Here is a 26,691-nt window from a genome sequence, read left to right on the forward strand (position 1 = left end):
GATCACGATGATGCACGAAGGCAATGAAGTGGACGTGACGCGAGGCATGGAAAAGATTGCGAGGGATGTGCGGGAGATGGGTGAAGAGGCAACGAATCGGCATGCAGCATGCGTAGATCGCGTCTATGAAAATCTCTGGGAGGCGCGTTGGTATTGCCTGCAGATCAAAAAAGATTGCGAAACCTCTGTGGAAAATGCTCTGAGGCTTTCGCGCATCGAGGCATTTATGCCGCGTGAATTGCTGGTCGAGGTTCGTCGTGGCCGCAAGGTCGAGCGCAATATCCCTTGCTTTCCGGGCTACATGTTGGTGCGTGTCGTGCCATCTGCAGCGGCCTTTCTGGGGCTGAAAAGCCATCATGACGTCGTCGATATCGTCGGAAGCAAGACCGGATCGTATCACGTGATTCGGGATGCGGATGTTGATGTTTTCAGACGGTTTTGCGAACAGACCGAGGCGCCGCGGCTGGCTGTCGACAAGACGATGAAAGACGGTGACAGGGCCGATATCGTGATGGGTCCATTCGCCGGGTTCATGTTCCGGTTGGTTATGGGAAGCGCGGCAGGCCTCCGCATATCCCCACAAAGGAAAATCGCAACAAAGTCATACTGTTGCTGGCACAGGGTTGGACAGATCAGCGGATCGCCGGTGCAATGGGGATCACGATCCCGACTTTGAAGAAGCATTATTTTTCAGAACTGAAAGTTCGGGACACGGCGCGCGATCGGGTGGAAGGTATCGGCCTGCTGGCCCTTTGGAATATGGGTCGCGAGGGAAACGTCGCCGCCATGAAGGAATATTTCCGCCGTCATGATGCGGCGATCGGCGATGTGTTCGCGGATGAAGTGGAGCGCGAGCAACGCAAGCTCGGCAAGAAGGAACAGGCCCGCATCGAGGCGGAGAATCCGCCGGATGATTGGGAAAACGCAATCCCGCAAACGGCGCATTGATGGTCGTCGACCTTTCCTGCCGCAATTGGTTCGAGAAGCTGCAAGCCGGCAAGCCGCCATTGCCGGATGGTCTGCCGCTGGATGTCGCGGAAGCCAACGCCGCGATCAACGTTTTCGAGAAGCTGCGGCTTCCGGATGTACCAGGGCAGCCTTTGCTGCGAGACGTTGCGGGTCAATGGGCGCGAGACTTCGTAGGGGTAATCTTCGGCCTCGTCGAGATGAACGACGCGAGAACCGTCGTCGTCAATCGGAAGGTCCGGAAGTTCTTCCAGCTCGTTCCGAAGAAAAACTCTAAGACGACGAACGGCGCCGCGATCATGATGACGGCGCTTCTCCGCAATCGCCGGCCGAACGCCGAGTTCCTGCTGGTCGGTCCGACCCAGGCCACTGCCGAACTTGCTTATGACCAGGCGGCCGGCATGGTGATGGCGGACCCCTGGCTGAAAAAGCGGTTTCATACCAGGGATCATCAAAAGACGATCGAGGACAGGAAGCTCGGCGCCAAGCTGAAGATCAAGTCTTTCGACAACAAGGTCATGACCGGGGTCAAGCCGGTCGCTGTCTTGGTAGACGAGCTGCACGAGCTCGGGAAGATACCGTACGCGCAGAAGGTTATGGCCCAGATCGAGGGGGGCATTATTGCCAACCCTGAAGGCTTCATCGTTATCATAACGACCCAGTCAGACGCGCCACCGGCCGGGGTATTCGAGACTGAACTGAAGCACGCACGAGCGGTTCGGGATGGAGAGTATGAGGGCGGGGAAACCCTCGCCATGCTTTACGAGTTTCCCCTCAAACTTCAGGCCGACGAAGCCAAACCATGGGAAGACCCGAAGCTCTGGCCTCTCGTTCTTCCTAACCTCAACAGGTCGGTTACCATCGATCGGCTGTTGCCGCTGTTTCGTGAGAACAAGGAAAAGGGGATCGAAGCTTTCTCGATCTGGGCTTCTCAGCATCTCAATGTTGAGATCGGGATCGCGATCAACGGCACGAGCTGGCGAGGGGCCGATTTCTGGCTGTCCTCGACAGACAAGAGCTTGACGCTCGACAGCTTGATCGAGCGTTGCGAGGTGTGCTGCGTCGGGATCGATGGCGGTGGACTCGACGATCTGTTCGGGTTTGGGGTGATCGGGCGGGAAAAGGAAACCAAGCGCTGGCTCTGGTGGAGCAAGGCCTGGGCACATCGTGAGGTACTTGAGCGACGGAAGGATATTTCCGAGCAGCTTCAATCCTTCGACGATGTGACGATCTGTGATGATGCGACGCAGGATATTCGCGAGGCCGCCGATCTGATCGAGCGCCTTTGGATTGAGGGCATCCTGCCGGAAACCGCCGGCGTGGGTCTTGACCCCTTCGCGATTGCGGCGCTGATCGACGAGTTGATGTCACGGGGCATACCGGAAGAGATGCTGGTCTCGATCCGCCAGGGTACAGCGCTTTCTCCAGCTACCTGGGGAATGGAGCGAAAGCTCAAAGATGGAACACTCGTTCACGCCGACCAGCCGCTTATGAAGTGGTGCGTGTCTAATGCAAAGGTCGAGGTTCGCGGGGGCGCGATCCTCATCACGAAGCAGACGGCCGGTCGCGCCAAGATTGACCCGCTGGTCGCGGGGTTCAACGCAGGCATGTTGATGTCGCGCAATCCTGAAGCTCAAGGGATCTCGGTCTACGAGAGCCGGGGTATTCTGGAAATCGAGGTAGATTACCTGTGAGAAAGCTCACTCCTGATCTAACCGACTTCGCCGGCGTGCTCGGGCTTGGTCTGGTCTCCTATGGCGTCTGGAAAATTTATCCGCCGGCCGCGTTCATCGTTGTGGGCACTCTGATCATTGTCGCCGCCGTGGCGATGGCGAGGCGATAATGGGTTTGATGTCATCAATTTTCCGGCCGCCGACATACGAGGAAAGCGGCAGCTTCTCCTCACCCGGTGGATGGCTTGTGAGAGCCATCGGAGGCAGCAAGACCAAGGCCGGCACGCGCGTCAGCGAGTACAACGCGCTGCAGCTTCCTGTCGTCTATGCCTGCGTCAACCGGATCTGCAATCCCATAGCGCGTTTCCCGCTGAAAATGTATCGGGCAATGCCTGACGGAAGCCGCCGTCAGCTGACGGCCGACGATCACCCTTTTGCCGGTTTCCTGGGATTGCGGCCGAATGAGCTGATGAGCTCTCGCACCTTGCGCAAGACCACACAGGCGCACGCGCTGCTTTGGGGAAACGGATACGTCGAGATCGAGCGGAACGGCAGGAACCAGTCTGTCGGCCTTTACCCGCTCCTGCCTGACCGTACCGCACCGGTTCGTGAGAACGGCGACCACTGGTTCCGGACGCGGATCGACGGAAAGCAGGTCGATATCGACAGCGGTAACGTCATCCACATCATGGACCAGAGCCAGGACGGATACGTTGGCATTTCTCAGATATCCATGGCTCGCCAGGCTGTGGGCTGGGGTTTCGCTATGGAGGAGTTTGGCTCCAAGTTCTTCGCCAACGATGCGAAGTCTGGCGGCTTCCTGATGCATCCGGGCAGATTGAGCGGCGAGGCAAGGCGAAATATCCGCGGCAAGGATGGCGAGCAGAAGCCCAGCCCGGAAAATCCAAAATCGGGGCTTGAACCTCAGGGCGGGCTTGAGAACGCCCATAGGGTGAAAGTCCTCGAAGAGGGCATGAAATTCATTCAGACCACCATCCCGCCGGAAGATGCGCAATTCCTCGGGTCTCGCGAGTTTCAGATTGCCGAAATCGCCCGGATTTATGATGTGCCTCTCATCCTGCTGCAAAGTCAGGAGAAGCAGACCAGTTTCGGCGCTGGCATCGAGCAGTTGATGATCGCGTTCGTGCGTCAGACGATCGACCCGTGGGTTAATGCCTGGGAGGAGGAGCTCAACTTCAAGCTCTTCACAGAGGAGGAGCGGGAAAAGGGCTATTACGTCAAATTCAACATGAACGCCCTTCTGCGCGGCGACATGAAGGCGAGAGCGGAATACTACAACCGCCTGTTCGGCGTCGGCGGGATGTCTCCAAACATGATCCTCGCCAAGGAAGACGAGGATGGCATCGGCGAGATGGGCGACCACCATTTTGTGCCGGCGAATTTCGTGACGTTGAAGCGCGCCACGGACCCCAATTATCAGCCCAGCGGGGCGAAGAGCGCGGAACAGCCGCCGGCCGAAGAGCCTGCTGCTGACGCCTTCGAAAATGAGGATGATCCGGAATGAAATACGCTCATATCCTGATGGCAGTCGCTTCCGAGATCTGGGCCATGCAGCCTGAGAAAATGGTAGCGATCATCGATTTCCTCGCGACGCAGGCGGACGGCATCAAGTTCTCCGCCAGAAGAGATCGAGGCAAAGATCGCACCGCAGACGGCGAAAGCGGTCGCTCGCCGGGAGGGAGCGGTGGCCATTATTCCGCTTCGGGGCGTCATTTCAAACCGGATGAACCTGATGGGAAACATCTCCGGCGGTGGCGGGACCAGTTCCGAAGCTTTCATTCAGCAGCTCCGAAACTCGCGAGACGACGAGGGCGTCAAAGCTGTCATCCTCGATGTCGATACGCCTGGCGGAGCGGTGTCTGGTACTGATGAGGCCGCAGGCGTCGTTCAGAGCTTCAAGGGTATCAAGCCCATCATCGCGCAGGTCAATGCGTCCGCTGCGAGCGCTGGGTACTGGATGATTGCAGGCGCCGACGAAATCGTAGTTACCCCGAGCGGCCAGGTCGGATCAATCGGCGTCTATACCATTCACGATGATATCAGCGCTGCGCTCGAAAAGGCTGGCATCAAAAAGACCATCATCGGCGCAGGCCAGTTCAAGACCGAAACCAATCCGTTCGCGCCGTTGAGCGAGGAGGCACTCGATCACGTCCGTTCGCAGGTAACCGCCTACTACGACATGTTCGTTGAGCGGGTCGCGAGCGGCCGGGGCGTCGCGACGTCTGCGGTTCGGGATGGTTTCGGCAAGGGCCGCATGGTCATGGCCCGCCAAGCCGTGGCTGATGGCATGGCGGACAGGATCGGCACGATGGAGGAAACCCTCCAGCGGTTCGGGGTTGAACCGCAGCCTGATCGCAAGCGGGCTCTGGCGCCTGAACGGATGAAGCGCGCCGCGTCGCTCTGATCCACCACCCAATTTCTGAAATTCCACGTCCCGGTCGGTCGGCCGGGCGACGCCTGGACGTGTCCGACCGAACCTCAGCAAACAGGAGAATCCACATGCTGAAGCAGTTGCGTGAAAAGCGCGCCAAGCTTGTCGCCGATATGCGCGGCATGATTACCGCCGCCGAAACCGCAGATCGAGACTTTTCGGCTGAAGAGCAGGCGGCATACGACGCGCTGCAGGCCGAAAAGGATGGTCTGGATACCCGGATTGGACGCCTTGAAGGGCAGGAAGCAGCGGAAACGGCGCTCAACGTCGTCATTCCCGCCGCCTCCCGTCGCGGCGGCATCGAGCGTGCCGGCGGTCCGGAAGCAGCGAAGGAATTCGAGAGCATGGGCGAGTTCCTCCATGCTGTTCGCTTCCGTCCGAGCGATCAGCGCCTCAATTTCGTGGAGGGCGTCGGTCATCAGCCGGACGACAATGGCATGCAGGCCGAAATGCGCATGGACAACGACACTTCCGGCGGCTTCATGGTGCCGACGCAGCTGCGCAATACCCTCCTGAGTGTCAGACCGCAGGATGCGCTTGTCCGGCCGCGCGCAACCGTCCTGGAAGCCGGCGATCCGCCGGATGCCGGTGTCACCATGCCGGCGATCGAGCAGGGCGGCGCCAATCCCGGCAACATGTTCGGTGGCATGACCTTCTCCTGGATCGAGGAAGGCGGCGAAAAGCTGGAAACGGATGCTGATCTGTCGGCAATCACGCTGACGCCGCACGAAATCGCGGGCTTCGTCACGGTGACCGACAAGCTGCTCCGCAACTGGCGCGCTTCAGCATCTTTCCTGGAAGGGCAGATGCGCAGCGGTGTTTCCGCCGCTGAAGATTATGCGTTCCTGCGAGGCAACGGCGTGACGCAACCGCTCGGCGCTATCAACGCGCCGGCGATGAAATACATCAACCGCACCACCGCGCTCCAGGTCACTTATGTCGACCTGCTGAAAATGGTCGCCGTCCTCCTGATGCGCGGCGGCGTGCCGGTATGGTCTATGCCTCAGTCGGCCATCATTCCGCTGGCGCAGCTCACGGACCCGGAAGGTCACTACATCTGGAAGCCGGACGCGCGCGACGGGTTCGCGGGCACCTTGCTTGGCTATCCGGTGCGCTGGAACAACCGTGCGCCTGCGCTCGGGGTCAAGGGCGACATTATCCTTGCGGATTGGTCGTACTACCTCATCAAGGACGGCTCCGGCCCGTTCGTTGCCGCTTCCGAGCATGTCAAGTTCACCCAGAACAAGACGGTCATCAAGATCTTCTGGAACGTCGATGGCGCTCCCTGGATGAAGGCGCCGATCAAGGAAGAAAACGGCTACGAAGTCTCGCCCTTCGTCGGCCTCGATATCCCGGCCTGATCGCCGGAGTGATGTAAGCGACCCGAAGACATCGGGTCGCACTTTCCCTCTACACCCCTCAGAAAGGACATCGCCATGCGCGATCTTGCTCACCACCTCGCAGTAAAGCGGGCGATCAGCCCGGTTTCTGTCGCGGATAACACGCCACTCGTTTCTCAGATCATCTCCCTGGCAGGCTACGAAAAGGCGATGTTCGCCATCGCGATCGGATCTGTCGCAGATGCCGACGCAACCTTCACCGTCCTCGTCGAGCACGGCGACCAGGCCAATCTTTCCGACGCGGCTGCGGTTCCCGATAGTCAGCTGACGGGAACGGAGGCAGACGCCGGCTTCAAATTCGACAACGACGATCAGACCCGGAAAATCGGCTATGTCGGGCCGAAGGCATACCTCCGTATGACCATCACGCCCGCCGGGAATGCCTCAGCCGCTCTCATCGCCGCCGTCGCAATCCTGTCTGGCTCCCGTTACTCGCCGGTCGCCTGACTGGCGATGTAACGCATCCGCCATTGGCGGAACCTCTTAATCTGGAGAATCATCATGACAAAAACGGCACTGATTGTGCTTGCTGCATGCGTCGACATCCGCAGTGGCGAGCGTTTCGAGCGGGGCGATACGTTCGATCCCGTTCCGACCCTTGAGCAAGCCAATCGGCTGATTGCTGCTGGCTGCCTGCCGGAAGGCGCTCGCGAATTGGCCGAAAAAGCTGACGAGCCGGACGAACAGAAGGCGGCATCCGAAAAGGCGGCGCGCGACAAGGCTGAAAAAGAAGCCTTGAAGCTCGTCGAGGCCCGGTCCGCCAAAGCTACGGCCGATCAAGCGCTCGAAAACGCCAAGAACCGAGTGGCTCAGGCCACGACGGCGGAAGAAAAGACCGCCTCGGAAAAAGCCTTCAAGTCGGCGGAAGCAGCGGCAAAGGCTGCATCTGAAGACCTCGCAAAGCTGGCGAAGTAAGATGACGACCCGGCGCCTCTCTGGGCCTGCTCCTATTGCTACGCCCAGCGATGTGCCGGGCTCGCACGCGGGGAATGATTCAGCCGTGACGCAGATCATCGCAGCTGTTCAGCGCACCATTGACGGCCCGAGCGGTTGGTTGGGGCGGGCGCTGGGTAAACAGCGGCTGATCATGGAAGACGATGGTTGGTGCGGTCGGGATGTCTCTCTCTATTACCCGCCAATCATCGGAAATATCGTCGTCCAATACCTTGATGTTCAGGGGGTACTTCAGACCGTTGATCAGTCGTCCTACCGGACGGTCGACACTGGGATTCGGTTCTCGTCCTCCTTTTCGTTTCCAAGGCTGGCCTGTGAGCCTGATGCAGTCCGCGTCCAGTACGATGCGGGTTACGAGGCTGACAATGTTCCGCCGGAAGCCAAGCGCGCTGTCATCCTGATGGCCTTGAAGATGACCGCCTTTAGCAAGGAAAGCCTTTTCCTGCGATCTGAGGAAGTCGATGGAGTTGGCAAGATCGATTACACGATCTTCGACCAGGCCGGCGAGGTCCTGCGAAAGGCATCCGACGAATTGCTCATGGGATTGAGGATGTACGGGTGACCCCAGATCAAGCGATCTCCATGCTCGATCGGCAGCTTGCCCAGCATGGTCAGACGGTGAAACTTCGCAAGGGGAACACTGCCGCCGGCGAAGCCGTCGTGAAGGCTTTCGTGCGCGGCATCGCAGCTGACGAAATTGCCGGAACTATCACGCAGTCCGACAAGAAGGTGACGGTTTCGCCGACCGGCCTCGCCACCTTCGGCATGCCCGCCGCCGGCGGCAGTGTTGTCGTGGATGGGACGCCGCGGGCAATCGTCGGATCGCCGGAGATCCTGAAGATGGACGACATCATCGTCCGCATCAACATGGTGGTGAAGGGCTGATGGCTGCAATCGCGGAAACGGTGCGGATCCTCAAGCAGGATACCGTCGAGGCGACCAAGGCGCTTCTGGTGCAAACCGCGAAGCGAGAGCATGCCAAAATCATGGCCGCAGATCCCGCGCCGCAATCCTTCGTCCGCATCGTCGACGGCATTATCGGCGCGCCGGAAGATCGCGCCAGGCCGGACGGCATCATCATCTACCAATATCGCCGCCTCGACGAGGTCGTCGAATTCGCGATGGTGACGCTATTCGATCTGTCGCCCGTTCTTTCCGGTGAATATCGTCTGTCGCACACGATCATGGTCGACGGCATTGCCGAGCGGAACCTGAAACACTGGAAGCCGGGTTCCGAGATCTCGATTATGAACCAGCTTTCCTACAGCCGCAAAATCGAAGTCGGCAAGATGAAGATGCGGGTTTCCGGCACGTCCAGGGTCTACCAGCAGGCGCTTCGCAAGATCATGGACCGCTTCGGAAACCTGGTGACGGTGCGCTTTACCTACCGGTCAGCTCGCGGCGCGCCGACCAAAGGCGCCGATCGCGACAGCTACCGTTTTCCGACGCTCGTGATCAGGGAACGATAATGGCCGATTATGCCGGCGCGGAAGCTGCCATCCTTGCCCGTCTGCAGGCTGGGTGGACGACGACGCGCATCACCTACCAGAACGAGACGCCTGCCGATCCCTGGCCGCCGGTCATCGCCGCGCCGACGCCGGAAGATCCGGACGCGACGATCCTGGCGCCCTGGGTCAATCTTGAGATCGAGTGCTTCAGCGCTCCGATTATTGGGCAGGGAAGGCCAGGCAATCACGTCTATCGTTATGACGGGTTGATAGAGGTGCATGTGTTCACGCCGGTCGGCACGGGGACCGCCCTCGGAAAAGAATATGCGGTGGCGATCGGCGAGATCTTCCGCCGCAAGAAGTTCTACGACCAGACGCCCGGTTGCTACGTCCGGACGGAAGATCCCTATCCAGCGGCCGGCAATAGCCGGTCCGACGACGGAAACTGGTTCGGCACGACAATGACGTGTCCGTTCGCCTACTGGCATCGCGGTTAGTCCGCACCCACCAACAGCAACCCGCGCATGAGCGGATAACACTGAGGAGCGCTCGCGATGAGCTATTCTGAGAATTGGAACGGCTATGTCGCCATCAAGGAGCAGTCGGCCAAGGGCGCGCAAGCGTCCGGAGCCGGTGGCCTGCTCCTGTGGACGAGCGGCGGCCAGGGCGGTCAGCTGACCAAGCAGGCGATCCAGTCGCAGATCGTGCGGCACGACGCCCAGCAGCTGCGCGGCCGGCACGGCTCGCGGCGCACGGCCGGCACCTATGCCAGCGAGATTGCGATCGGCCGCGCCGATCCTGTCCTCGAGGCTGTGATGCGCAGCGCCTGGTCGACGGCGGATCTCGCCATCACGCAAGCCGACATGACCAGCGTTACGACCGGCGCCAATACCCTTGTTGCTGCGGCTGGCAACTGGATCACCAAGGGATTGCGGGTCGGTGACGTCGTCCGCCCCTCGGGATTGCCGGATGCCGCCAATAACGGGAGGAACCTGCGGATCGTCGGTTTGACTTCGCTGGTCATCACCGTTGCAGAAACCCTCGTCGTCAACGCCGCAGCGGACACCACCTTTTCGATCGTCCGGCCTGGCCGCGTCATCATCAACGGAGCGGCGGGCGCCCTGGCCCGGAAATACTTCACGATCGAGGAGCACGAATACGACCTCGATGCGTCGGAAGTCTATACGGATTGCCGCTGGTCTCGCCTGATGCTGCGCATGAGTGCCGATGGGCTTCTCGAATGCGAGTACGGCTGGACCGGTACCGGTCAGCTGGATGTCGTCGATGCCGCCGCCGCTCCGCACTTCACCAATCCGACAGATCCGACGAACGTTTCTCTCGCCGCGTCGGAAGCAGTGCTGCGGTTCGATTCTGGTGACGAGCTCGATCTCACCAGCTTCGATTTCACGATGGACCTTCAGCCTGCAGCGCCGGCTACCGTCAATCCGACCGGGCTGGCGCCGGATGTCTTCCTCGGCACGGTGCAGGCGTCGATGAACCTGACGCTGCTGCGCAAGGACATGCAGGCGCTTGCCGACCTGTCGGACGAAACCGTGCTGTCGCTGCATCTGCTGGCGTCCGAGAACGAAACCTCGCCGGCCGATTTCTTCTCCCTCGTCGTCCCGAACTTCACGCTCGGAAGCGTCGCCAAATCGGCCCTGACCAAGGCCGGCGGCGCTCGCACCGTCACGATCGGAGTGCCCGCGGATCTGGTCGGCAAGGATACCCGTGGCGGCGCTTTCGATCCGACGACCGTCAAGTTCCAGGTCAGCAACGCAAGCTGACGAACTAGCCCAAAGGAGGCTGTAATGAAAGCTGCCGAACAGAAGGTGCGGGAGACTGCGACCGCACTGCATGACGCCATTGCCGAGGCCCGCGCTGCCGGCCTTCATGTCGTCTGGCCGCGCACCGTCTACGATCTCCCGACGATCGCGGTCAGCGAAACCGGTAAGGTGGCGACCACCGTCCATGTCGATATGCCGGAGGGCACCGACCCTGCTCTTGCCGGCAAGGCGGAAGCTGCGGCCGTAAAGGCTGTCGAAAAGACGGTCGAGCGGTCGAAGTAAGAGATCGGCGCCGACGAGCCGATGAAAATTGCGCGCAATGGCGGGCGGGCGTGTCGGCGCTCGCCCGTTCCCTTCCGACAAAGGACGTATGCCATGACCGAAGCTATCGATATTTCCGCCTTTCTGCCGGCGGACACGGGCGAATTGCATATTCTGAATGCAAATGGCCAGCAGACCGGATGGGTCGTAACGCTCGCCGGCCCCTCGCATCCAAAATCCCTTGCCTATAGCGAAGCCGCCGCGCGTCGCGCGCTTGATCGCGCTAAGCGGATCGAGCAGGCACAGGTGAACGGGAAGAAATATAAGGCTGAAGATCAGACGCCCGATGATGTCCGTCGCGAGAACGTCGAAAGCGTCGTCGCTCGCATCGTCGATTGGACGCCGGTGAAAATCGGGGCAGATACCTACGACGCATCGCGGGCCGCCGAGTTGCTGGTCAAGCCGGAAATGGGTTGGGCTTATGCCCAGATCCTCGACGCATTCGGGGACGAGCGCCGTTTTACCAAGGCCTCCGCGAAGATCTGATCGCCTACGCGGAGCGGGCGTTCGCCCTGGCAGTAACCGATGCGGACGGCCTCACGGTCCGTGAGTCTCTTCTTGCGCAGATCGAGCGGACCCGGAAACCAAAGCGCATCAAAGAGCTAGAAGCGGATCTAGCCATGCCTCCCTACCCGGAGGAGTTGGCTTATCTCTGGCGCGCCTACAACCGTATCAGGCGTCGCAAGGGAAGCGGGTTTGCCGGCCGGACGCCGATCGAATGGACCGATATCGACGCATTCGTTCGCAATGCCCGCATGATGCTCGCTCCCTGGGAGATCGAGGTCATCGAAGCCCTCGACGACGCGTTCATGTCGGTCAAGCAATCCCCGTCACCGTGACTACGGTGGCGGCATCTCATCCTGACTTTGAGCCCACGGAAGCAGTTCATGGCCGCTGAACAGAGAGTAGTCGAGCTCGTCATTGACGCCAGCGGCGCTGTCGCTGGTGCGCGTCTGGCAAGCCAGGCCTACGACCACATGGGCGACCGCGCGCAAGCTGCGATGCAGAAGGCGCAGAGTGCATTCGACCGCCAGCAACAGGTCTATGAACGTCAGTTGCCACGGTCGATAGACCAGGTTGGCGAAGCCTACGACCGCCTTCGGGGGCGTATCGACCCGGTGTTCAATTCGCAGCTGCGCGCCGAACGGGAAATGACGCAGAGCTTGGCTGTGATCAATCGGGCCGTCATGCTTGGCGTCACCACCGAACAGGAGGCGACTGCCACGATCACTCGGCTGAAGCGGCAGCAGATCGAGGAGATCAACCGCGTTCGCGATGCGCAGGTTCAGGCCAATAATGCATTGCGCATGCAAGGCGCGAACGACAACCGCCGCGGGGGGGCCTGGATGCCGCGAATATCGGCTATCAGTTCCAGGACATCGCGGTGACGGCAGCCATGGGCATGTCGCCGCTCATGATCGGCCTTCAGCAGGGCACGCAGCTCGCCTCAGTCGTTTCGACCATGGAGCGGCCTGTCAGGGGCCTGGCGACTGCCTTCCTGTCGCTGATCAGCCCGGTATCGCTTGTGACGATCGGTCTAACGGCCGGGGTGGCGGCGCTCATCCAGTATTTCAGCACGTCGTCGGAGGGTTCCGGCAAGATGAGCGCGGATCTGCGTGCTCAGGCGGAACTGATCGCCTCGGTCGCGAACAAGTGGGGTGACGCAACCCCGATGCTCAAGGCTTATGCCGACCAGATGGAGCGGGCCGCCGACGCGGCAAACCGCCTGAAGGCCGCCGACGTCGTTGCCAAGGAGCAGTTCAAGCCGGTCGAAGACGTGCTCTCCGACATTAACCCGCAATACATAGCGGCGCGGCGGGCGATGCAAGGCCTCGGTCAAGACGCGGACCCACTGTTTCGAAAGGTCACCGGGAGCTTCACCGAGCTCCAGTCGAAGATCATGGATGGCACTGCCACCATTGAAAACCTGACGACCGTGCAGAACGCGCTTAGTGAGGCTTATGAAAAGACAGGCCTGCCGGTCATTGACCGACTGATCAAGGCCTACGACGCGTTGCTGCCTCGGCTCCGAGAAGTTGCAAAGGCGGCGGCAGATATCCGGCAGGAAGGCAGCGGCTCCATCCTTCCGGACTTAGGCACTCTCTCGCAGCTCTTTTCTGAGGGCGGTAAGCTCTATGCGCCCGAAGACTTCATCCCTTCCGGCAGTGTGCCGACACCGCAGGCGCGGCCAAACCGCGAGCTCGATCCGGCCTTCAACCCATACGACCAGATCAATAAGAGCGGCGGCGACCGCCTGCGGCAGCTTCAGCAGGAAGCGGACCTTCTGGGCCTCACCGGCTCTGCAGCTGCGGCCCTGCGTTTTGAGCAGGAGCAGCTCAATGCCGCCTATGCGCAGAACCTGGAGCTTTCGCCAGACCAACTTGCGGCAATTCGAGACCAGGCGGCAGCCTATGGTCAGTTGACCGAGCAGATGGCGCGTGCCCGCATGCAGGCGGATCTGAAGTTCGACATCGATCAGCTTGGACGGTCGCCGATCGACCAGCAGATTGCATCCAGCCAGAGGAGTGCCGGCCTGCCGATCGACCTCAATGGCGACTACGCCGGCCAGGTTCGTCAGCTCGAACGGGTGAAGGAGCTGCGCTCTGATGTGACTGGCTTCTTCAATGACTTCAAGGAAGGCCTGCTTTCCGGCGACAGCATTGGCGACGCGTTGCGAAATTCCATCATCAACGCTTTGAGCAAGCAGGCGGACCGCCTTTGGGATAGCGTGTTCAATGGCCTTGCCGCTGTCATGTTCCCCGCGAGCGGCGGTAGCCAAGTCTCCGGCATTTCGGCGGCGGGATCGATCGCAGGATCACTGTTTTCCGGACGGGCTGCCAATGATAACCGTGCGCCTGTCACGCCCGTAACCAGGGCACCTTTGCCAGATGTCGGCGCGGTATCCAGTTTATCCGCATATCGGGATGCCATTGCGTCGATCGAGAGCGCTGGAAGCGGCGGATATAGCGCGCTTGGCCCGATCACGAAGAACGGTGACCGAGCTTATGGCCGCTACCAGGTCATGGGCAATAATATCGGTCCTTGGTCCGAAGCGGCTCTCGGGCAGCGTCTATCCGCGAGCGATTTTCTTGCCAACCCTTCGATGCAGGACAAAGTCTTTGATCATCGGTTCGGGAGCTACGTGAACAAGTACGGGCCGTCAGGCGCCGCGCAAGCATGGTTCGGCGGTCCGGGATCTGTCGGCAAGGGCGGAAACGTTTCGGATATGCTCGGCACGAGCGGGACCGAATACGTAAACAAGTTCACCAACGCTCTCGGAGGAGCATCGAAGAACGTCGATACGTTTGGCGGAGGCCTCGGGAAGCTGGGTCAGTCGCTTTCCACCGGCATGTTCCCCACAGCTCCGGCCGCGCCTTCTGGGTGGCGGTGGCGGCGGTCTGTTCGGATGGCTCGGTGGCCTCTTTGGCGGCGGGGGCCTGAATTCGGCGCTGTCCGCATCGCCGCAGTTCACCAAGGCATGGTCGCTCGGCGGTATCGGGCTTTACGATCGCGGTGGCTTCACCGGACACGGTGGCGTCAACGACCCCGCCGGCGTGGTGCATCGGGGTGAGGTTGTCTGGAGCCAAGCCGACATTGCGAGGGCCGGCGGCGTCGGTGTGGTCGAGGGCATGCGTCTCGGTCTGCAGGGTTACGCGGACGGCGGTGTCGGAGGTGGCCGGCCGACCGTTGCGCCCATCCGACAGGCTGCGGCTCCCGCGCCAGCAAATACCAACCTGCGCTTCGAGCACGTCCATTCCTTCGATGGCGACGGCAATATCAAGACGATGACCAGGACAATCGTTCGAGAAGAGGCGCCGGACATCTCCCGTCAGGTGACGAGCGATCAGCTGCGCCGGGAGCGGAAAGAGCAAGAGCGCGGCGGCTTCGGCGCAGTCCAGGCCACTTATACCAAGCGGAAGGGTTGAACTTGTCCAAATATTCTTCCGTCCCGACACTCAACATGGACTTCATCATGCCGGCCAAGGTGACCTTCGATACGCCTGGGGGCGGCGTCGATGGCGGCCGTAACGGCATGGGTGACGCAATCAGTATCAACCTCTCCGGAGGGCCGATCGTCACCGCGACCGCTGAAAACTGCTTCATCCATGAACCCGAGCAATTCGAGTATCTCGGATGGTTGCGGGCCTACCTCAACAGCGGGGTGCGATTCATCAACGTGCCGCTGCTGAACGACTGGTATGGCCCGTTTCCCATCATTGGCGGAGTGCCGACGCCGATCGTCGCGGGCATTCCGCATTCGGATGGAAGCCTGTTCTCGGATGAGTCCGGATATTCGCAGGCGACGGTCTGGGGGCAGGTCATGGAGGATGCAGCCCAGTACGCCGGGATCGTCCGTATCCGCGTCTATAACCCAGCGCGGCCGTTGCGACACAACGACTGGTTCTCGATCTACCACGATATCAAGGGATGGCGCGCCTACAGCTACTGGGATGTCCTCGATCGTTATGATGATGGCGTCGAGACGATCGGCGGGTATGAATTTCCGTTTCAGGAATACCGCTTGGCGCTCGACGTGCCGCTCCGCGCTCCCGTCCTCGCCGGGACGCGGATCGAACTGGCCCGCCCGATGTGCGTCATGAAGTTTCCGATGGGCTTCACCCTGCCGACCGATATCGAAGGGTTCTATCAATCGAACCCTACGCTGCAATTTACTGAGGGCAAATGATGGACTTCGTTCCCGAAAACATCATCGAGGAAATGCGTGGCAGTCATACCCTCGGCATTTTCATGCATGTGGCGACCGAGCCGCCGCTCCATGTCTGGTTCGGCGCGGAGGATATTCCGGCCAATTTCGACAGCATCGACGACGACGGCGCGGTGTATCTGGGCGGCGGCATCCTGAACGGCATGCCGACGCTCGAAGTGCTGCTCAACGGCGCATCCGACGCGGTTGATTTCAGCCTCTCCGGGATCGATCCCGATACTGGTCGGGCCATGATCGAAAGCCTTCCGCCAATCCGTGGCAAGCAGGTGACGATCGGGCTTACGACGCTGGATGACTATTTCCAGCCGATGAGCGCAATCATTCCATTCTGGCAGGGGCGGGCTTCGCACACGGTCGAGGAGTCGCTACCGGTCAAGTCCGGGCAATCGCCGACGCTGACGCTCAGTCTGTCGGTGATGGCGGGCGACGCAGCGCGGTCGCGGCCGTCACGGTCGCTGTGGTCGCAGCCACATCAGGAGGCGATCTCGTCGACCGATAAATTCTGCAATGAGACGTCTCGCCTCGCGGCTGCCGTGCAGCCGGCGTGGGGCCTCGGATACTGACATGGACATCCACGAATTCATCCGCCTGCCACACAGGTTCATGTGGGGCGGCGACGGCAAGCCGCATCCTGCCGATCCGCACGGGCGGAACTATAACGACTGCACGACGATTTGCGCCACCTGGGTTGAGATCCTGACAGGAATCGATCCTGCGGCCGATCTTCGCGGCACCTATCGGACGGCCGAAGCAGCGCACGCCATAATCGAGGATGCCGGCGGCCACGTCGCATTCATGGAAGCGCGCCTTCTGCCCTTGGGGTTCAAGCGCGTCCAGAACCCGATGGATGGCGATATCGGCTGCGTCAGCGCTCCGGCCGGGGTCGAGGGGAATTTTGCCGTGGTTGGGGCGATCCGATTCGGGCCGCTGTGGCTCTCGCTCGGCCCGGCTGGCCTGGTGGGAAAGCATCTGCCGACAATCGCGGCCTGGAGGCTTGCGGCGTGAAAATCAGGAGCGTCCACGAGAACCTGCCGAGCGAAGAGATCGAGATCCGGGTGCGGGAGATAGATCTCTATTCGAACACCCGCATACCGACACCGCCGCGGCGCGACCCGATCTTCACGCCGCTGTTCACGGCTATTTTGGGTGCTGGCGGCCTTGGTCTTTCCGGTACCGCGCTCTCAGTTGGCGTCGGTGTCGCGTCGGCGATCGCGACGACGGCACTGACGATCGGCCTTCAGGCGCTGATGGCGCCGAAGCCGCCGAAGCCCGAAAAGGGCAAACTTCCGATGCAGCAGCCGATCCCGCACAGGATCTTCGGCTACGGCCGTAATCAGACCGCCGGCGCATTCATGCTCTGGGCGGTTGAAGGTCCGAATCTGCATTCCGTCCAGGCGCTTCGTGGGCACAGGATCAAGTCGTTCAACCGTTTTTGGCTGCATGACGACGAGGTTTATGTTCCTGTCGGAGGTGGAGCCATTTCCTCTGGCACCGAACGATATGCGCCAAACGTCGCCATAAGTTATCGCCTTGGGCTACCGACCGGCATTCCCTACGCTTCCGCCGTTGCTGCGTTCGCTGGAGTTGGACTATGGACAAACAGCCACCGGGGAGACGGGCAGGCATCCATTTATATGGTTGCGTCCGCCACGCGTCAAAAAGATCAGAACAAGCTCTTCCCCTACGGCGCCCCGCTGCTCAAGGTCGAGACGGACGATGCATTATGCTGGGATATGCGCGACCCCACGCAGAACCCGGCCGATCCGAGCACCTGGAAGTGGACCCAGAACACAGTGCTGCAGATCATCCACTGGCGGTGTTTTTCCGAGTTCGGCTACAAGCGAGATTACCAGAAGGCGATCCTTCCCGTGCTCGATTACTGGATCGAGGAGGCGAACATCTGCGACGAGGATGTTCCGCTCGCGGCCGGCGGAGCGGAGAAGCGCTACCAGAGCAATGTCTGGGACACGACGGAGAATGACCCCAAGGCAGTACTGAACGCACTCTTGGCCGCTTGCGACGGGCACCTGGTGATCCGTGGCGATGGTTCGGAAATATTAACGGTAGGCAAATTCAGGGAGAGCCGCTGCGCAACACTGACCGATGAAGACATCCTCGGCTATCGGAAAGAGAACGACGTTCTTCCGGAAGATGAGATCAACCGTCTGGTGCCGACCTTCAACTATCCGGCGACCGGATACACGACGACCGATACCGACTATTTCGAGGACGTTGATGCCCAGATCGATGCCGGACGAGTTCTGTCCGTGCAGGCCGATTATGGAGCTGTGCAGCAGTGGCGACAGGCCCGTCGCCTGGGATCGAGGGAATGGAAGAGATCTCAGCAGAAGGTTCGAGGGACCTTGAACATTGGCCTATGCGGTATGAATGCGGCTTATGCTCGATGGGTCAGAGTGCTGGCGCCAATCCGGCTTCCGGGTCTCTATGGAAAGCTAATCGAAAACCGACGGTCGGTTCTCGCGCCGGCGCAAGGCGGGTTTACGATGGATTTCATCCAGCATCCGGATGATATCGACGCATGGAATCCTTCCGTCGACGAGGGAAAGCAGCCCAATGTTCCGGGCGTACCGAATGTGATCGGCGTCGTGACCCCTGTCATCAATCTGGTGCAGGCCAGGCCGAACGGGCAGAGCGTCTATATCCGCGTCGTTATTCTTGATCCGGAGGATGCAAGCCTGACGCCTGTCGTGAGGTATCGCCTTGCAGACAATGGCACGGGAAGCCCAGGAGCTTGGATCGAGCAGCAATTCGCTGATGCGACAGCTGTTGGCGGTTTCGTCGAACTGAATACTTCTGTCGTGCCCACTGACAAACTGCTCGATATCCAGGCGCAGTTCCTTTCTTCGGGAGGCGCTCCTGGCAACTGGTCCATCACGGCAAACATCACCTCGACCGTGGATGCAGTGCCGCCTGGTACTCCAACCAATATGACCGCGCCAAACAGTGTTACGACAGTCCCGGTCAGTGCGAAGGCGGCAAACGACAATACTCGTTATCTGATCTTCAGGCGGGGCACGACTGGCCAGACTTTCGCGGCCGCTACGCTAATCGGCCGCTACTCCGTTAACGCCAACCAGGTGATCTCGTTCAACGATACCCCTGGGGTAGGTACCTGGAAATACTGGTGCGGCGCGGAGAATATCTCCGGCGTTCCTTCAACCGCTCAAGCATCCGCAACGACGGTTGTGACCTAAAACAGACAGAGCCACAAAACATCCAATATCGACTTTCGCTGCGAGCGGGAGCGATTTTTCATGAGGTAATCATGCCGCTGAACCCTAGCCCTCAGGTTGTTCTTGCAGACGGGCCGTCCTCCAGCCCGCATCAGCCATCTAAGTCCGATCTCCGTAAGATTTGGACTCAGGTCGAGCAGGCCATTGACGCATATTCTGCTGGTGCAGGATCTATCGCTAAGCAGACGCTGGCGCAGCTCAACGCTGATCTGGCGCATGCGGCAGACGTTACTGCATGGGTTTTCGCTGATAGCACGGTTGCCAACAATGGCATCTATCGGAAGTCTGGAGCGTCAGGTATCGGGTCGTGGACACGCATCCTCGATCTACCCTTCAGCTTCATCATCGCGACTGACGTTGGCGCAGGCACGCCTGATGCAATCCAGGCAGTGACGCCAATTCCCGTGTCGGCCTCGGCCCTTGTGGTGCTGTTCGTCTTTGAAACCAATATCGGCAGCCCGGTCACCGTTTCTTTCAATGGTGCTTCGCCGCTGACAATCAAGACGCGCAGCAACGAGAATGTAGCTGTCGGCGGCCTGACGTCGGGTCCGATCATCGGCTTGGTTCAAGGCTCGAACTTTCGTTTATTGAACGATGAAGCGATCGCGGCTCTGATCTACGCAGCGAGGGATGCTGCTGAAGCTGCGAGAGATGCCGCGGCGGCATCCGCCGCTATAGCATCGGGCTTGGCTTCAGCCTTTATCATTGCTGAAAATACGTTCGCTTCACGCACTGTCGCGATGGCTTGGCACCCGGTCGCTGCCCCCGATTATATTCGAACTGCGGGCTATGCCGTCGCCGGTGACTGGGGTGCCGCACTTTACAAGAAGGTCGGTAGCCAGCCATCGCACGATGGGAAGTTTTCCATCACTCTCTCTGGCGGCGGTGTGGTCTGGTATGAAATCGCCGATGCGACCTTGACGCCGCAGATGTTCGGCGCCGTGATCGGCGGGGTAACGGACTGCGCCACCGCGATCAACGCAGCCGTCCAGACGGTCAACGGGCGGGGCGGTGGCGTTATATTCTTCCCCGCCGGCAGCTATCTGGTCGGCTCTTCGATAAATTTGACCGGGTGCTCCAATATCACTCTCAGGGGTGTTGGTTGGGGCAGCAAAATCGTAGCTTCGGCTGCGCTCAACGCCTCCGATAACTTGACGAAAAACGATATTATTACAGCCCTGAACTTCTCTGGGCCCGTCACCTCCAGCGCGGGGTATCCGCAAAAGAACATCGTGATTTCGGATCTGCAGCTAGATGGATCGTTGCAGAGCGTAGGCGGTCTCCCGGTGGGAGCGGTCGTCGGGTATTCCCTCGCGGGCATCGAGTTTCTGAACGTCGATTTCGCGATCGTCGAGCGGGTCAAATTCGTCGGCTGCTTTGGCAACGGCCTCGTTTTTGGCACGCAAAACCCGCGTCAGAAGAATGGTGCCTTCCAGAACGGTGTCCGTGGATGCCGGGCGCGCGACAACGTTTTTGAGAGCTGTGTCCGTGGCCTCCTGCCGCAATATGCGACGGCCACAGCGCCGGGTGGCATCACAGGCAGCGTCATTCAAATCGGGTCATCGCTCGATGGGGTCATTGAAAACAACCTTATCCTCAACCCAGGTGGTCCGGCGATCGACATATTCAACGCCGAAGGGGCATCGATCAAGCACAACAGCATCATCGGCGCGGCCATCACTCCGGTGGGTGCATCTCCGCTCAACGCGACTTTCTACCAGCAATCGATTGGCACGATCCGTTCGGACTTTGGCCTGGTCAACTGCTCGATCGAAGACAATGTCTTCGACAAGTGCGGTGGCATCCTGCTCAACGGGTACATGGGCTTGAATTTCTTCAACGACAATATCCCGACGACTGGCCCTGTTGGCTGCACCATCAATGGCAATAAGATGCGGGAGCCTACGGGTCGCATTCAGATTGCTGCGCCAACGCTAGGGGCTTCGGGCGCTCAATACGACTGGACATATTCACAGGCAGGGCGCGTTGTTCTTATCGGTGGCACTGGTGTTTCCGTCACACGTCGGCGTGGGACTGATGGCAGTTTCGTCGCCCAGACGCTCGGTGCTGACGCGAGCTTTCCGGTTGCCTCCGGTGACGCCTACAAGCTCACCTACACGACGGCCCCGGGGGTGGTCTGGTATCTGACGCCAAACATTTTCGAGCCGGCCATTAGAGTTATGGGCGGATCGATTTCCGGCACGTCGGGACAGGCGCAGCGAAATATCATCAAGGGCAATATCATTTTCAACGCTGGCCGCTATGGCATCAATTTGATTGATGCATACGACACCGTCGTAGAGGGAAACGTGATCGAGAATGTCGGGCTCGCTGAAACAGGCATGAGCTTCATCGTTATGGAAAACTCTTTCGATCAGGCGGCGACTGGCTGCCAGGAAATCGGGATCATCGGAAATTCGTTCATCGATAGCCGGTCGCCAAAGTTCGCATCCTCAAACGTTGTCGACGTGCGGGTCGGGGCGACGGTGCGTACAGTCAAGAATCGCGTCATGAATAACCGGCTTGAGGCGACGATTGCGGCTTCGCTTCTGAACCTTAATCAAGACAACTACATTTCCGGCAATTTCGGCCCTGGCTGGAAAAGCCCGGTTCTATCGTCGCCGGCCGTGCCCGCGTCGAATGCCGAACTGCTGAATCCTTTCCCCTACGACTGCGACGTAATTATTCTGGGCGGGACGGTTACAGCCATCGCGAAGGGGCCGGCTTTGGCAACGCAGGTCTATGGTGCGACAGGAGGGCTTTGCCGCGTCCGTCAGGGCGAAGTAATCAAGATCACCTACTCGGCTGCGCCTACCGTGTTCAATTGGTTTGCGGCGTAGCCTGGGCGCACCACTGCGGACCAGTACGTCCTCCAACTCTCAAATGCGGCACGCAAGCACTGCGTGCTGTTCGTTTGCGATGCCGCCCTCTCGGCGCGTTGTCGGCCAGCACCTATTTCCGCCGTCAAGGCAGCGTCCGATAACACCGATTGCTGAAGACGCCGCAGGAACTCTACCCCAATCTCGCAATTTTCTTGGGTGATCGTAATGTTGTTTCCGGTAAACAGGTCTGGCCGGTCGTTGATAATCTTCCAGGTATCGAGGAAGCAGTCGCTGGGGAAGCGTCCAAAGGCATCCTCGGGCAATTGCAGCACGGCGTCGGTAAATTTCTTGCCCCGCTCGTCCAAGGGCTGCGGCCCTGCGGTGATATAGGTGAACGCAGCGGCATAGCGGCATGGGAACTTAGTCGCGGCCTCCGCGAACTTTGCATTTAGGATTGGTGGGAAACCCTTCTGCCTGACGGCCTCATCCAGTCCCGACTGCACAAAGACGAAGTCTTTGACCGTTCCATCGCGCAGGTTCAAACGATATCGGCAGAGAGGCCAGGTTTGGAACTCCAAGGCGGAATAGGATTGCAGATCCTTGGCTGATGGCCATGTAGAAATTCGGAACTCGAGCACGACATCCTGCTGCGGAATTTCGCCGGCCGGCGTCCGGGAGATTGTGGCGTATGTCGGGAGGGTTGCTTTCGCCATCTCTCGATCGCACCCGAAATTCATCCTGGACATTCGTCGCATGTGGCTCGTCAGGAAATAGGTTTCCTGGTCGCTATAGTTGAAGAGAAGGTCATCATCATTCTCGTCATCCAGCGGAGACGGTGACGTCAGATCAACGCCATCCGGGTAAAAATACATGGTGCTGCCGAATCTGAAGAGCGCGAGATCCGGCGCATTGAAGACGTTGATCTTGTTGATGCCGAACGCCATAGACGACGATCCGAAGATGCTCTTCGACATGCCGGCGATTGGCCGCGCATCTGGGTCTGTCGTGCCGATCGGGAGCCTTACGAGAAAGGCCATCGCGAGGACAAGAAGCGTCAGGACCATGCCGGCGAAGAAAGGCGAAGCCACTGTATCTTTGGCGAGGTCATGGGGGGAGAGTGAGGCGGGCCTGATATATCGGTCCGGGATGTTCGAAAATTCGCAAACACCGAACAGCTTCGTTCTCCGGTCCGCGATGTACCGGTAGATCGCGGGACCAACTCCGGTCATCCGCGCAATCCACAGAATGGGGCGCATTGGCCAAAGAAGGACCATACGGCTTGTGAGGCTGTAATAGAGATCGAAGCCTGACACCCGCGAGCCGTCGGTGAGGTCGACGCCGACCAGATCAGTAAGTCCTTCCTCCAGCGTCACGCCGTTCGCATTCGCAAATTCGATGTTTCGGCGAATGGGGCGGAACTCCAATCGGCTGAAGAGGTCCATCTGCGCGAGGGTTTTGACTGTCCGATCACAGAGATTGCAGCGATCGTCGAACAACACAGCCAGTTCGGGCCCTGATCGTGATCCGAACGGCCTGCCGTAAGCGAACAGCAGGAACCAGAAAGCCAGCTCATACCAACCGAGATATTGGAGCGGAAGGACGAGCGCGCTGATCAGAAAGAACAAGAGGCCCCAGATGATCGTGAACGCCCGGACCCATCGGCCCATGAAAATTCCCGGAAGCGTAAGCACATACCAGGCGAACATTCCGGCAATAGCGAACTTTCCGAGCGCGACGAAGCCCCAGGGGAAGAAGTTATAGAAGCTCCACATATGGCTGAAAAAATCGGGGTTCGCGGCCGGGGAAAGCATGACCCAAGAGATAATCAGCCCGGACATCCATGCTTCATCGGTGGTGTGCCACGCAACCGAGTACAGGCAGACGCAGAAATAGGCGAACAGCCCGCACAGCTTGGCGACGAGGATGCGATCTTCACTGGCGGGACCGGTCAAGGCGCGGAGTGTTCGGATCAGCTTCCCGATCGCCCGTTTATTCACCAAAACCGCATCGATAGACAATGTCAGCCCGCCTGGCGCCAGGAGAACGGTCATGAGGCAGATCGACATCACCATGGTCCCCAGCGTCGATGCGCCGAGGTAGTTGTCGAAGATGATATTGGATGTCGACATCAAGACGAAAACGGAGACGGGCGTGAAGAGACCAAGGGTCACACATGCCGCCACAAGCGTCGCGCCGGCTGCCAAAGCCGTTGCCGCTACGTTGGTGCCCGAGATCGCGATCGTCAGCATCTCACCATATCGGAAGGTCGCCAAAGCCCCGACGATTATGCGGAATAGATCGACGCGTCTGAGATCGGCAGTCAAGCCATGCTCGGACAGCGCCCGCCGCTGCCTGGAGAACTCAGCTATCCGATGAATGATGACGCCTGCTTGTCGAAGAACCGGCCCGGCGGTGAACGCGGCGATGGATGCCAATAGAACGAGAACAAACACCATGTACTCGTAAAGCGGGTTTCCATCACTGAATGCGTAGACCATTTCGATATCTCATTTCGATTGCGGATGAGATTCGTAATACCTCCGGGGCGGCAATTCAAGAACATGAATCCCGCAGCAGTTGCGGCCCGGGATGGCCGATCTTCCCTGACCTAACCTCAAAGGACATCACCCATGAAACTCGTAGCCGACTGGCGCCGGGTGCTTAAGCGCGCCTGGTCGATCCGGCTGATGATCCTCGCTGGCATCCTCTCCGGGTTGGAAGTGATCTTCTCGCTCCCCGACATCGCCGACCGTCTCGATTGGCCGCAGGGCATCTTTGCGGCGCTCTCTGGCCTCACCACCGCGGCAGCATTCGTCGCTCGCATCATCGTTCAGAACGGAGTTTCCGATGCCCCCGATCAACAAGATCCGCAGCAGTAGCCGCGGCAAGGCCGCCATCGCCGGTGTGCTCGCGCTCTTCGCGGGCGGTGGCGGCTACAGTGCCTATCTCGCCAGCAAGCCCCCGGTCGCTGTCGTTCTCGCCGTCGACCACCTTATTAAGTCATGGGAGGGGCTGGTCCTCAAATCTCATTGGGACCCGTTCGCCAAGATCTGGGACATCTGCTACGGCGAGACGAAGGGCATCACCGAGGGTATGACGAAGACGCCGGCCGAATGCGAGGCGATGCTGATCAAGCGCGTCTACCGGGACTATTACACCCCACTGACGAAATGCATCGCAAACTTCGACAAGAAGCCGATCAGCGTCCAGGCGACCGCGATCTCCGGCGCCTATAACTTCGGTGTCGCCGGGATGTGCGGCTCGCGCGCGGCCGGGTTCATCCGTGACGGCAAGTATCGGGAGGCATGCGAAGCTCAGACAGCGTGGAATCGGGCAGGCGGCCAGGTGGTCACGGGGCTGGTTCGCCGCCGCGAGATGGGTGACGCGCAGCGCATCGGCGAAGCTGAACTTTGCGTGAGTGGTCTCTGATGTTCGCGAGCCTATCCGACATCATCAAGCTGCCGATCGCCGTCTTGGCGGGCGTCGGACTTTCCGTCCTGTTCTATGAGGGCATCCGCCTTCCGTTTATCGGCCAGATCGTCCCGGGGATTGTCTGGTACCGCGTGGATGCAGCCACAGCGAACATGGTCACCAAGTTCGAGCGGGACACGGTTCAAGCGCAACTCGACGAGGAGGCGCCGCCGCAGGGCTATTTCCGATGCGGCAGCCGCCAGAGCGCAGGAGCGCGCGGACGCGACCGAACTGGCACGCCAGGCGGCAGAGGCGAAGATTGACGAGCTCGAAGCGCAGGCCCGCAAGGATGGCCTCGACACATGGACCGAGGAGGAACTGCAATGGTACGGGCGTCATTGATCCTGCTGACGCTGCTGGCCGGCTGCCAGAGCGTTCAGGAGCGGGCGGAGAAGGCGGCTGATGCGAAGGGGCGGGCGCAGGCCTCAACGCCTTTTCCTGACCTTCCTGGCGCCTGCACGGCAAAGATGGAGCGCGTCAAGCCCAAGCCGAGTGAGCCGCGGGTTATCACCCTGAAGCGCTGGGACGTCGTTGCGGACAATCGCGATCGGCAATCGGCGGACTGCGCCCAATGGGGCGTCGACATGAAGCAATCTGCAGCGAGATAGGTTTTCGATGGTCTCAAATGACGACATCCTTCGAGCGCTTGGCCGGCTCGAGGGAAAGGTAGATGCTGTGGCCGATCGATTGGACCGTTTCGAAGGCGAGTTCGATACCGATAGAAAATCCAGCTCGGAAAGCAGGCAACGCATCCATGAGCGGATCGACGAACAGGCGCATCGGATCGGCGAAACCGAGAAGACGATCGTGGCGGCAGGCGCCACCGTTGCCCAACAGCGCGACATCATCACCAGTTTGACTGGCTTCATGGAGACCGAGATCAAGCCGACGCTCAAGGAATGGAACCGGCTGAAGACACTCGGGTGGGGCATGCGCATGGTGCTGATAGGATCTGGCTTTGGTATCGGCGCCTTCGGGACCGCCTTCCTCTGGTTCGGCGAAAACATCGGTCCGGCTTTGCGCCGCTGGTTGCCGCCGTGATCCGGTGATATAGTCCATCCGCATTTCATGGCGGACCTAGAGCCCCGTGGCCTTAACCGGCTGCGGGGCTTTTTTCTGCGTTTGGCCTATACGAACTGCATCACGACGGCCACGATCTGAAGTGCGATCAGCCCCGCGATGGCGACGAGCCATATCCAGTCAGGTTTTCGGCGCATCCCCGGTTCCATACATCCGCTTCATGAACGCCCGGTGCTCCTCTCCGGTGCCTCGCGTGCGGGCCATAACCCGGGTGCCCTGGCGAAGCCGCAGGATATCACTCTCCTGGTAGCGGTCTGGCAAGGCTCGATAGGCGGCTTGCGCGGCGTGGACGTTGTTGGCGCCGGCTAGCCCTGTCGAGCTGAGACCCGCCGCCCTCATC

Annotated in this window: 31 protein-coding genes; 30 read left to right on the forward strand and 1 reads right to left on the reverse strand. The window is 60.0% G+C overall.

Annotation, left to right across the window (positions count from 1 at the left end):
• Positions 1-10: 10 nt before the first annotated feature.
• From nusG to LZK81_RS20020, 25 genes are all read left to right on the forward strand, one after another.
• Positions 11-676 carry a transcription termination/antitermination protein NusG gene (gene nusG / locus LZK81_RS19900; RefSeq protein ID WP_233954387.1) on the forward strand — a complete coding sequence of 222 codons (666 nt, stop codon included), beginning with the start codon at positions 11-13 and terminating at the stop codon, positions 674-676.
• Complete coding sequence (locus LZK81_RS19905; RefSeq protein WP_233954388.1) at positions 652-948, forward strand: hypothetical protein; 297 nt, start codon at positions 652-654, stop codon at positions 946-948. The genes nusG and LZK81_RS19905 overlap by 25 nt, the downstream gene beginning before the upstream one ends.
• On the forward strand, positions 948-2,660 hold the full coding sequence (locus LZK81_RS19910) for a terminase large subunit (protein ID WP_233954389.1): 1,713 nt from the start codon (positions 948-950) through the stop codon (positions 2,658-2,660). Before LZK81_RS19905 ends, LZK81_RS19910 begins: the two co-directional genes overlap by 1 nt.
• Complete coding sequence (locus LZK81_RS19915; RefSeq protein WP_233954390.1) at positions 2,657-2,809, forward strand: hypothetical protein; 153 nt, start codon at positions 2,657-2,659, stop codon at positions 2,807-2,809. Before LZK81_RS19910 ends, LZK81_RS19915 begins: the two co-directional genes overlap by 4 nt.
• Before the next feature lie 77 nt (positions 2,810-2,886).
• Positions 2,887-4,164 (forward strand): phage portal protein, encoded by a 1,278-nt coding sequence (locus tag LZK81_RS19920; protein WP_233954391.1) that lies wholly within the window; start codon positions 2,887-2,889, stop codon positions 4,162-4,164.
• Between the two features lie 180 nt (positions 4,165-4,344).
• Positions 4,345-5,064, forward strand: coding sequence for a S49 family peptidase (locus tag LZK81_RS19925; protein WP_233954392.1), 720 nt, complete (start codon positions 4,345-4,347; stop codon positions 5,062-5,064).
• 95 nt (positions 5,065-5,159) lie between these two features.
• Complete coding sequence (locus tag LZK81_RS19930) at positions 5,160-6,452, forward strand: phage major capsid protein (RefSeq protein WP_233954393.1); 1,293 nt, start codon at positions 5,160-5,162, stop codon at positions 6,450-6,452.
• A 75-nt stretch (positions 6,453-6,527) separates the two neighbouring features.
• Positions 6,528-6,938 (forward strand): hypothetical protein, encoded by a 411-nt coding sequence (locus LZK81_RS19935; protein WP_233954394.1) that lies wholly within the window; start codon positions 6,528-6,530, stop codon positions 6,936-6,938.
• A 54-nt stretch (positions 6,939-6,992) separates the two neighbouring features.
• Complete coding sequence (locus LZK81_RS19940) at positions 6,993-7,406, forward strand: hypothetical protein (protein WP_233954395.1); 414 nt, start codon at positions 6,993-6,995, stop codon at positions 7,404-7,406.
• Between the two features lie 85 nt (positions 7,407-7,491).
• A complete protein-coding gene (locus LZK81_RS19945) occupies positions 7,492-8,007 on the forward strand; it encodes a hypothetical protein (protein WP_233954396.1) in 516 nt (171 codons plus the stop codon).
• Positions 8,004-8,330, forward strand: coding sequence for a hypothetical protein (locus LZK81_RS19950; RefSeq protein WP_233954397.1), 327 nt, complete (start codon positions 8,004-8,006; stop codon positions 8,328-8,330). Before LZK81_RS19945 ends, LZK81_RS19950 begins: the two co-directional genes overlap by 4 nt.
• Positions 8,330-8,914 carry a hypothetical protein gene (locus LZK81_RS19955; RefSeq protein ID WP_233954398.1) on the forward strand — a complete coding sequence of 195 codons (585 nt, stop codon included), beginning with the start codon at positions 8,330-8,332 and terminating at the stop codon, positions 8,912-8,914. Before LZK81_RS19950 ends, LZK81_RS19955 begins: the two co-directional genes overlap by 1 nt.
• Positions 8,914-9,390 carry a hypothetical protein gene (locus LZK81_RS19960; RefSeq protein ID WP_233954399.1) on the forward strand — a complete coding sequence of 159 codons (477 nt, stop codon included), beginning with the start codon at positions 8,914-8,916 and terminating at the stop codon, positions 9,388-9,390. Before LZK81_RS19955 ends, LZK81_RS19960 begins: the two co-directional genes overlap by 1 nt.
• Before the next feature lie 57 nt (positions 9,391-9,447).
• On the forward strand, positions 9,448-10,677 hold the full coding sequence (locus tag LZK81_RS19965) for a phage tail tube protein (protein ID WP_233954400.1): 1,230 nt from the start codon (positions 9,448-9,450) through the stop codon (positions 10,675-10,677).
• Positions 10,678-10,701: 24 nt separating this feature from the next.
• Entirely contained in the window at positions 10,702-10,959 is a 258-nt protein-coding gene (locus LZK81_RS19970) for a hypothetical protein (RefSeq protein ID WP_233954401.1), read from the forward strand.
• Positions 10,960-11,052: 93 nt separating this feature from the next.
• Positions 11,053-11,484 carry a hypothetical protein gene (locus LZK81_RS19975; protein ID WP_233954402.1) on the forward strand — a complete coding sequence of 144 codons (432 nt, stop codon included), beginning with the start codon at positions 11,053-11,055 and terminating at the stop codon, positions 11,482-11,484.
• 134 nt (positions 11,485-11,618) lie between these two features.
• Entirely contained in the window at positions 11,619-11,837 is a 219-nt protein-coding gene (locus LZK81_RS19980) for a phage tail assembly chaperone (RefSeq protein ID WP_233954403.1), read from the forward strand.
• Positions 11,838-11,885: 48 nt separating this feature from the next.
• Positions 11,886-12,386, forward strand: a complete 501-nt coding sequence (locus tag LZK81_RS19985; RefSeq protein ID WP_233954404.1) for a hypothetical protein — start codon at positions 11,886-11,888, stop codon at positions 12,384-12,386.
• The gene (locus LZK81_RS19990; RefSeq protein WP_233954405.1) at positions 12,383-14,569 is read left to right on the forward strand and encodes a phage tail length tape measure family protein; all 2,187 of its coding nucleotides are present in this window, start codon (positions 12,383-12,385) and stop codon (positions 14,567-14,569) included. Before LZK81_RS19985 ends, LZK81_RS19990 begins: the two co-directional genes overlap by 4 nt.
• Entirely contained in the window at positions 14,553-14,924 is a 372-nt protein-coding gene (locus LZK81_RS19995; protein ID WP_233954406.1) for a hypothetical protein, read from the forward strand. The genes LZK81_RS19990 and LZK81_RS19995 overlap by 17 nt, the downstream gene beginning before the upstream one ends.
• Positions 14,925-14,926: 2 nt before the next feature.
• The gene (locus LZK81_RS20000) at positions 14,927-15,685 is read left to right on the forward strand and encodes a hypothetical protein (RefSeq protein ID WP_233954407.1); all 759 of its coding nucleotides are present in this window, start codon (positions 14,927-14,929) and stop codon (positions 15,683-15,685) included.
• Positions 15,685-16,287 carry a hypothetical protein gene (locus tag LZK81_RS20005; RefSeq protein WP_233956631.1) on the forward strand — a complete coding sequence of 201 codons (603 nt, stop codon included), beginning with the start codon at positions 15,685-15,687 and terminating at the stop codon, positions 16,285-16,287. Before LZK81_RS20000 ends, LZK81_RS20005 begins: the two co-directional genes overlap by 1 nt.
• 1 nt (position 16,288) lies before the next feature.
• Positions 16,289-16,729, forward strand: coding sequence for a DUF6950 family protein (locus LZK81_RS20010; RefSeq protein WP_233954408.1), 441 nt, complete (start codon positions 16,289-16,291; stop codon positions 16,727-16,729).
• Positions 16,726-18,939, forward strand: coding sequence for a hypothetical protein (locus tag LZK81_RS20015; RefSeq protein ID WP_326491497.1), 2,214 nt, complete (start codon positions 16,726-16,728; stop codon positions 18,937-18,939). The genes LZK81_RS20010 and LZK81_RS20015 overlap by 4 nt, the downstream gene beginning before the upstream one ends.
• A gap of 71 nt (positions 18,940-19,010) precedes the next feature.
• Entirely contained in the window at positions 19,011-21,818 is a 2,808-nt protein-coding gene (locus LZK81_RS20020; RefSeq protein WP_233954409.1) for a glycosyl hydrolase family 28-related protein, read from the forward strand.
• On the opposite strand, the gene LZK81_RS20025 is transcribed toward LZK81_RS20020, so the two are convergent.
• Positions 21,776-24,298, reverse strand: coding sequence for a thiol-disulfide oxidoreductase DCC family protein (locus LZK81_RS20025; RefSeq protein ID WP_233954410.1), 2,523 nt, complete (start codon positions 24,296-24,298; stop codon positions 21,776-21,778). The two genes, LZK81_RS20020 and LZK81_RS20025, sit on opposite strands and share 43 nt — an antisense overlap.
• Before the next feature lie 132 nt (positions 24,299-24,430).
• Here LZK81_RS20025 and LZK81_RS20030 point away from each other — a divergent pair, with 132 nt between their 5' ends.
• The 5 genes from LZK81_RS20030 (at position 24,431) to LZK81_RS20050 (ending at position 26,312) form a co-directional block, all read left to right on the forward strand.
• The gene (locus LZK81_RS20030; RefSeq protein WP_233954411.1) at positions 24,431-24,679 is read left to right on the forward strand and encodes a hypothetical protein; all 249 of its coding nucleotides are present in this window, start codon (positions 24,431-24,433) and stop codon (positions 24,677-24,679) included.
• Positions 24,648-25,229, forward strand: coding sequence for a lysozyme (locus tag LZK81_RS20035; RefSeq protein ID WP_233954412.1), 582 nt, complete (start codon positions 24,648-24,650; stop codon positions 25,227-25,229). Before LZK81_RS20030 ends, LZK81_RS20035 begins: the two co-directional genes overlap by 32 nt.
• Complete coding sequence (locus tag LZK81_RS20040) at positions 25,229-25,534, forward strand: hypothetical protein (protein WP_233954413.1); 306 nt, start codon at positions 25,229-25,231, stop codon at positions 25,532-25,534. The genes LZK81_RS20035 and LZK81_RS20040 overlap by 1 nt, the downstream gene beginning before the upstream one ends.
• Positions 25,535-25,594: 60 nt before the next feature.
• Positions 25,595-25,879, forward strand: a complete 285-nt coding sequence (locus LZK81_RS20045) for a hypothetical protein (RefSeq protein WP_233954414.1) — start codon at positions 25,595-25,597, stop codon at positions 25,877-25,879.
• Positions 25,880-25,946: 67 nt separating this feature from the next.
• Complete coding sequence (locus LZK81_RS20050; RefSeq protein WP_233954415.1) at positions 25,947-26,312, forward strand: hypothetical protein; 366 nt, start codon at positions 25,947-25,949, stop codon at positions 26,310-26,312.
• Positions 26,313-26,691: the final 379 nt, after the last annotated feature.

Source organism: Neorhizobium galegae, from assembly GCF_021391675.1.
GTDB classification, from domain to species: Bacteria; Pseudomonadota; Alphaproteobacteria; order Rhizobiales; family Rhizobiaceae; genus Neorhizobium; species Neorhizobium galegae_B.